Source organism: Pseudomonas sp. R62 (assembly GCF_000257605.1).
Taxonomy (GTDB): domain Bacteria; phylum Pseudomonadota; class Gammaproteobacteria; order Pseudomonadales; family Pseudomonadaceae; genus Aquipseudomonas; species Aquipseudomonas atacamensis.
In genome coordinates, this window is sequence record NZ_JH635999.1 from 1,861,340 (window position 1) to 1,869,493 (window position 8,154).

Annotated in this window: 2 protein-coding genes; both read right to left on the reverse strand. The window is 60.6% G+C overall.

Going from position 1 to position 8,154, the window contains the following annotated elements; all coding sequences use genetic code 11:
* Nucleotides 1–6,222, reverse strand: a 6,222-nt coding sequence (locus tag OQK_RS26235; protein WP_016775053.1) for a two-partner secretion domain-containing protein, incomplete at its 3' end; no start/stop codon positions are given.
* 25 nt (nt 6,223–6,247) lie between these two features.
* Nucleotides 6,248–7,954, reverse strand: a complete 1,707-nt coding sequence (locus OQK_RS26240; RefSeq protein WP_016775054.1) for a ShlB/FhaC/HecB family hemolysin secretion/activation protein — start codon at nt 7,952–7,954, stop codon at nt 6,248–6,250.
* Nucleotides 7,955–8,154: the final 200 nt, after the last annotated feature.

Sequence of the window (8,154 nt, forward strand, 5' to 3'; positions counted from 1 at the left end):
ATAGAGCGTGTGGTCCCTATTCTGCGCCGCCAGCAGATTGAGGTCGTTACCGGCGTAGACGTAGGCTTCATTGCCTGCGCTGATTTTGCTCGCGACCAGTGTGGTGTCACGGCCGGAACTGGTTTTTACGTCGCCGCCGGCGATGAACTCAGCTGCTTTCTGAACAGTGTGGTCATCCTGTTCATGGACACGTTTCTTGCCGTCCTTGCTATGGGTTTCAACGTTGTGTTCATCTCCGGCCGAGGACATGTTGATGTCGTGCTTGGCCTCGGCGGCGAGGTTGCCGGTGGCTTCGGCTGTGCTGGCGACGACGTTGATGTCGCGACCGGCATCGAGCTTCAGGTCGCCGCCGGTTTTCACTGTCGACGCGAGGTTTTCCACGGTGGAGGTAATGACTGAGCGGTGGCCGCCATCGAATGATTCGTGGAGTTCGTCTTCGTCGCGTGTCGCCAACAGGTTGATGTCGCGCGCTGCACTCAGGCTGGCGTCACCGCCGCTGCTGATGGCAGACGCGTTGGTCAGATCCTGTCCGGACTTAATGGTCAGGCTGTCGCGAGCGCTGATGAAGCCGCCGTCGTCGACAAGGGTGCGCATGCCGCTGCCATCACGCACAGCGATGGCGGTACGATCGTTGACGATATCGCCCTTGAGTGTCGTCAGTTCGACCTGATTGCCACGGATTTCGCCGGCCAGTGCGTTGCGAATGCTGTCGGTGGCCATGAGTTTGATACGCTCATCGGCTTCCACCAGACCGCCCTGATAGAGGCTGCCCTTGACGTCGACGGACACGTCGTTGCTGGCCTTCAATGTGCCGACGTTGACCAGATCGCTACCGGCCAGCATTTCCAGATCTCGGCCCTGAATCAGGCTGCCACCGCGCACGTTGCGCGACTCGGCCTGCGCCAGATACAACACCGGCACCAGCACTTTCTGGCCGTCGACGATGCGCTCTTCCATCCAGACAATGTCGTGGGTCAGCGCAGCGACCTGCGCCGAGGTCAGGCTGACGCCGACTGAGAGGTTCAGTTGATTTTTGCTGGCGAGCGCGTTATCCATCAGATAACGAAATTGCTCGTAGTCGTTCTCCAGGCCACCGGCGAGAAAACGCTGGCCGGTCTGGGCCATGACGGCGTCGCTGATCAGCCGCGATTCATAGCGACCGTCACCGAGGCGACGCGCCGCTTCGTCGGCGCTGAAGTCGAGCTTGCCGAGCAGGTAGTCGGAGCTCATGAACGCCGTCGCCTGAGTCAGCTCTGGGTTGGTTTCGATCAGATAACGGCTCTGCGGATTCGTGCTTTGCACGAACATGCCGTACGGGCCTTCCGGCAACCGGAAGGTCGAGGAAGCCGTCGGGTCGACTGCGGCGAACGGCACACCTTTGAAGTCCACCGGGGTGAAGCTGATCTGCTTCACGCCATCGGCGTCGACATGCTCGATACGGGTAACGGATCTGGAGGTTTGGGCGACAGCGTCGGTGCTATGTTTGCCCAGGTTGATGTTGATGCCGCCGACCGCGTCTGTCTGGTCGCTGGACAGGGAACCTGTCAGTTGACCATAAGTGTTGTCGTATAACGTGCCGTTCTGGATGCTGTTGGTGACGTCGAGCTTGACCTTGCCGCCGGCCTGCATCACCGCAGCGTAAACGGCGTTGCCGTTTGCATTCCAGGTGGTGACGTCACTCATCAAAGAGAATCGCGAATCACTGGAGCGACTGATCAGTTCATCGAACCGCGCCTGATCGAAGTTGCCGGCCGCGGTAGCCGCGTTGAACGCCGGAACATCGACGAACTCCATCTTGTCCCAGAGGCTGTTGTCGATACGCCCAGGGGTGCCCCTTTTCACCACTCGCGTCCCCGAACGCGACTCCGCGCCCTGGTTCAGCAGGCTGTCAGCCGTCACGGTCAGGTCGCCGTTGGCGGCCAGCAGGCTGTAACGGTTTTCAACCTGGTTGGCGTGGATGGTGAAGTTCTTGCCTGCCACGAATCGCGCCGCGCGCGAGTCCTTGAGCACCTCGTCGTTGAATTGGGTAGTGATGGTGATGGTGCCGCGCTTCCAGCCATCACCACCATCGCAGTGCTGACCGCATGCCCAGCTCAAACTGCCGGACGACTGACCGGAAGTCAGCTCGAACTCGGCTTTGGCGTTTTCGAAGGAAACCGCGTTGATATCGACGTCACCCTCGCCTTCGATGGTGCCCGACAAGTTGCTGAACAACGCCGCGCGCCCGCCATCGACAGCGTCGACGCTCATGTTGCCGCGGCTGTAAATATCGCCGTAATAGTTATTCAGGCTGTTGCCGTGCAGCTTCATCGTGCCGCCGCTGAACAGCAGCGTGTCGGCATCGTTGTAGAGACCGTTGGCGGCGGTGAATTCGAGATTGCCTTGGGCGCCGAGGGTGCCTTTGTTATTGATCCGTGCCGCCGTCACCGTGAGGTTCTGGTTGGCGATCAGGCGACCGAGATTGTCCAGTGTGCCGCGCAAGGTCATCACGGTGTCGCCGCCGCTAACCAGTCGCCCGTCCTGCTGGATCACGTCGTTGGCGCTGATCGTGAGTTTCTGCTGCGCGGAGACTTTGCCGCTGTTGAGCAGATTGCCGCCGAGGGTCAGCGCCAGATCGCCGCCGCTGAGCAATTGTCCGGCATTGTTCAGGTTGGCCACGTTGAGGCTGAGCGCCGAAGTACTGGCGATCCGTTCGCCAGCATTGAGCGTCAGGTCCTGCGCACTGGTGTAGGTCAGCCCGCCGTTCAGTTGCCAGGTACCAACACCGTTGACCGAGCCGACATCCCATACACCATTGCCCAGCCCGGTGAGACTGCCCTGGTTGTTGGCCAGTTGGCTCACATCCAGGTCGAAAAGGCCCTGCGCCGCGTGGCGCACATTGCCGCTGAAGTTATTGATTTCGGCACCCGACAGCAGCAGGTCCTGACTGCCGATTTCGATCACGCCGCTCTGGTTGTTCAGATTGCCGGTCAGCTTGATCTGACTCGCAGCGCCACCGAGGGCGCGGAGCTGGCCGCCGGCGCTGTTATCCAAGCCGTAGGCAGTCAGCTTGAGGCTGTTTGCCGATTCGATCAGGCCGCCCTGATTGAGAACCTGCCCGACGGCTTCGAGCCCCAGCTGATTACCGCTGATCTCGCCGCTGGTGTTGTCCAGGCTGGTACCAGTGAAGATCACCTGATCCTTGCCAAACATCTTGCCGGCGCGGTTAGCCAGGCGCGTCACGGTCAGCGTCAAGTCATCAATCAGGCTGGAAATCAGCCCGGCCTTGCCGCTGGCTGCACTGTTGTCGAGGTCGGCACTGGTGATGCTCACCGAGTCGGCTTGCAGCGTGCCGCCCTGGTTTTGCAAATTGCCGTTGTTCAGCGCCAGTTCGGCATGGCTGCCGTTGGCCAGAATCACACCTTGCTGATTGAGCAGTGTTTTGCCAGTAATCTTCAGGCCGTCGCTGCCAGCGATGATCTGCCCGGCAGCGTTGTTGTTGATCCAGGCGCTATTGATGTCCAGGCGCTTGCCTTGCAGGGTGCCGCCCCGGTTATCCAGCGAGGTCAGTTGATCAAGGAGCAAGCGCTGTGCGCCAGCGTCGACCAGACCGGTGACGTTGCTGAAGACTCCGGCAATGTTGAGGACGACATCGCCGCCATTACCGACGATGCCGCCCTTGTCGTTGTTGCCAAGTTGTTTGGCATTGATGTCGATAGCGTTGCCAAGCAGGACACCGGCGCTGTTGTCGACCTCGTCACCGTCGATGTGCAACTGACCTTCGCTCTGAATCCGGCCCTGTTGATTCAGCAGTTGCGACTGGCCCGGCGAGGTTTGCTTGAGGATCAACCGCGCGCCATCGGCACCTGCGGCCAACAACCCGTTGGCACGGTTATCAAGGCTGGCCGCGTGCAACTCCAGGCCGTCGGCGATCATCCGCCCGCCACGGTTGTCGACGTGTCCGTCCTTGGCCAACACCAGCAATTGCCGGGCGGCGACTACACCGCCACGGTTATCGACAGAGCTGGCACGCAGTTCCACATCGCCTTTGATGGATTGCAGACGGCCCAATGCGTTGTTCAAGTGCTGCTGGACGTGGAGCGTCAGTTGCCCGGTTTCGGCGCTGAGCGTGCCGTCGTTGTTGCCGGTCAGATTGAGCAGTTTAGCGTCGACGATGCCGCCCAAAAGTTGGCCGCTGGCGTTTTGCAGATCCTGCGCGGTCAGGCTCAGGCGATCGGTCCCCTGGATCAGGCCAAGGCTGTTATCCAGGTCTGCACTGGAAACCACGCTGTCATCGGACGAAATCGTGCCTTGCGTATTATCCAGCGTGCCGCGACTGGCCACCTCGAGGGTTTTGCCCGTCAGACTTGCGTTGCGGTTGTTGATGCTCTGCGCAGTGACGGTCAAGCGATCCGAGGCTTGCACCTTGCCGTCGTGGTTGTCGAAATCCTGCATCAGCGTCAGATCAGCAGCACCGTTTTCCGCGCTGATCACACCCTTGGCGCTGTTATCAAGGCGAGTGGCCGTGACGTGAATGTCGTCGGCAGCCAGCGTCCCACCCTGATTGAGCAACTCCCCTCCCGACAGTGCGAGTGTGGTTTTCGCCTGGATCTTGCCCGCGCCGTTATTCAGACGTTCGCGGGCGACAACCTTGGCCTCACCGTCGCTGGCGCCGATCAGACCGCCGCTGTTGTCCAGTTGACGGGCGTCCACGTCGAGGCGACCGGCGATCACTTTGCCGCCGGTGTTTTTTACCTCCTGAGCATTGAGCTTGAGGCTGCCGCCGGCGATTTCGATACGGCCCTGACGGTTGTCGATACTGTCGACCACCAGTGTTGCCGCTTGCCCATCGGCGAAGCGAATCAGGCCGCTGAGGTTGACGATGGCCGGCGCGCTCACGACCAGACGGGTTTCACCATAAACACGCGCATTCACACCTTGGTTGACCAGGCGCGCCGCGTTCAGAGTGAGGTCTTGAGCCTGCACGGTACCGTTCTGGTTCTCGAACGTGTCGGCTGCGCTGGCGTGCAATGTGCGGCTGGCCAGAACGCTGCCACTGTTGCTCACCGAAGCACTGTTGATCGACAGATCACCCTTGGCGTTGCGGCTGTTGTCTGCGTTCACCCCGGCTTCAATCACACCGGTATTGGTCAGCCTGCCGCCACTGCTCAGGCTGACGCTGTCACGGGCAGCGAGGCTTTGGCGATTGATCAGGTCTTCGGCGGTTTGTACGGTGACCCGCGTACCGGCATAAACCGCGCCCTGGGCATCGAGACTTTTGGCCTTTACATCGACGGCATTACCCGCCGTGACTTTGGCCAGGGTCAGTTGGCCATTGGCGTCGATCCGGATGTCACCTGCGCTGGCGGCAAGATCCCCTGCCAGCTTCACGCCAACGCCCTGCTCGGTGCCGACCAGTTTGATTGCACCGGCATACATGCCGCCGAGCGCCGAGGAGTCGATGGCCAGTTGTGGTCTGGCGCTGCCGTCATCGGCACGGGCGGTGGCGCTGAGCGTGTCGGCGTTGACGTCGTTGCGGCCGGTGGTGATGTTCAGGTTTTTTGCGTGGATCTGTGCATTGATCTGCGCACTGCGGGTAATGATTTCGAAACTGTCGACGTTGCTCGCATCAAGACCGACGCCGTCAATCGAAACGCTTCCCTGATCGACCTGAAAGCGCTCCAGGCGACCGTTGTCGAGCACCGGTTTACCGGTGGTCAGCGTGACACGTGGCGTGTTGATGAAACCGCAACCGTTGCAACTGATGCCGTAAGGATTGGAAACGATCACCCGTGCCGATTGCCCTGCGACTTCGGTGTAGCCGCGCAACTGGCTCGGGCTGCCGCCATTGACTTCGTTGAGGATGGTTTGTGCCGCTGCGCCACGCAGGTTCGGGTTGCCGAGAATGATCCCGCCCAGTTGCGTCTGTTGCATGCGGTCGGTGGCGTTGTTGAGGATGACGCCTTGCGCACCGACGTTGTAGTCGTGGAACTGGTTATGCGACAGGCCACTGCCATTGGGCGCTGCGATGTTGACGATTGGCACGCCATTGCCGGCGCGATCCAGACTGGTGCCGGGTGCACTGACAACGATGCCGTCCGCCTGCGCCCACACCGGTTGCCAGAACATGACGTTCGCCAGCAAAAAGGCCAGACCACGCTTGGGCATGCCGCAGAATTGCTCGCGCTTTTTTACGGCTGCAGAAGGTTGGCTAGCCAGGAAGGCCAGGTGGCGAATGTCCATATCAGAATCTCGAAGCGGGCAAAAATTAAATGAAGAAATCCAGGCGGAAATAGATCGGCGCTTCACGCTCGGTCAGCGCGTCCGGTCGTTCCAGGGAATGCGCGAAAGTCACGCTGGCGGCCACATGCTGACCACGGGCGAACAACTCCAGCGAGTTGCTCGACATGCGTCCGTGCTGATCGCCGTTGTAGCGATCGCCGCGAATTACGCCCTGGTCGTAACCGAGGCTGGTGCCGTATTCGGCGAACACCGGTTGCAGCCATTCGGCCGTCACCGGGCGGCTCCAGCGCAGGTCGTTGCGCCAGTAGCCACCACTGTCGCCGGACAGCGATTGATCCTTGTAGCCGCGGATCGACGCCGAGCCGCCGAGGCTGGTGCGTTGTGGGCTGAACAGCACATCTTCGCTGCGCTGGCCGGTCATCAGGCTGCTGAAGCTGAAGGATTCACCGAGCAATTTGAACGGCTGCAAATAGCTCAGGGTTGCGGTGTATTTGCGATAGCGTGCATCCGGTTCGCCGGGGCCGGGATCGTGACTGCCCTGCGCATCGAAAGCGCCAATGCCCTCCTGCATGCCAGCGTCAAAGTTGACGAAAGCGCTGCCGACACGACGGCCGTGGTTGAAGCCGAATTGCGCTTCGCTGATGCGATTGCTGCTCAGTTTGAGTTTGCTGTCTTCGATGAAGTTGTTGCTGCGCAGGTACGAAAGTCCCGCACTGAGGGAGGTCTTGCTGACCGCGTCGCGATGGATCACGCGCTCGGCGCGCAGTTGATGGTTTTCGCTGTCGCCGGTCTGCTTGAAGTTGTAGCCGTTGGCGGCGATCTGCGAGCGGTACTCGCTCTGGCTGTAGGTGTAACTGAACGTCCACCAGCCCCACGGCAGACTGTAATTGAGCATGGCGTTGTTGGAGGTGTGCTGGTGATCGGTCATCGCATCGTGACCGCCGCGCAGGCTCAATTGGTCAGCCAGACCCAGCGGGCTGTCCCAGTCGAACGAGGTGCCCCACTGCTGCTCGCCGGTGCTGCGTTGGCCATCGTTGCTGCGCGACAGGCCGGCGCGCCATGGCTTCTGCGGCGTGTTGGTCACGCGCACCTCGCTGCCGCCGACATTCTGCCCCGGCGCCAGCTCCATTTTGGCCTGGTTGGACGGCAGGCGATTGAGCTGATCGACCATCTGCTCGATCTCGCGCAGGTTGACCAGTTCACCGCTTTTGCCGGGAAAGGCCATGGCCAGTTCGCGATCCGAGAGCCGGCTGTTTTCTGCGCCCTTCATGCCTTCGAGCTTGCCTTCGACCACCAGCACTTTCAGGTGCCCGGCGGACAGATCCTGTTGCGGCAGATAAGCGCGGCTGGTGACCAGACCTTTTTCGATGTAGTGATCGGTGATGACTTTCAGCAACTCGTTGAGCTGCGGCACGCCGAGGCATTCGCCGATATAAGGCTTGAGCAGCCGCGTCTTTTCGCGCTCCGAGAGGCTGTCTGCACCTTTGAGTTCGATGTCCTCGATGGTGAAGCAGCGCGTATCGGCGGGTGCTGTCGGTTGCGCCGGTTTGGCGTCTTTGCCGGGCAGATCCTTGAGTTCTTCGAGGCGCCGCTGCTGCTCTTCGAGCAAACGGTTCTGACGTTCGCGGATCAGGTCGGTTTCACCGGGAGTGGGCGCGGCCCAGGCAGATTCAAGCGGAGAAAGGCAGAGCAGCGCCAGGCACAACCGCGCCGTGAAGGCGGGTGAAAACATGTTCGATCCCTCGATACAAAAAGCGACATCAAAATAGTGGCGCGATATTAGATGGCCATCATTTTGACGTCAAACTTATGTTTGATCCGCTCATCAGGATTTGCCGCGCTTTCATACGGGTGAAACCAGCACCTGCGTACAAGTGGAGGGCGCGTTTTGCGCGGATAGTGGCCGTTGCCCATTCGGCATCTATTCTTGCC

Excerpts from the sequence above, each read along its gene's own strand:
- OQK_RS26240 (WP_016775054.1), bottom strand. The coding sequence starts at position 7,954 with ATGTTTTCACCCGCCTTCACGGCGCGGTTGTGCCTGGCGCTGCTCTGC.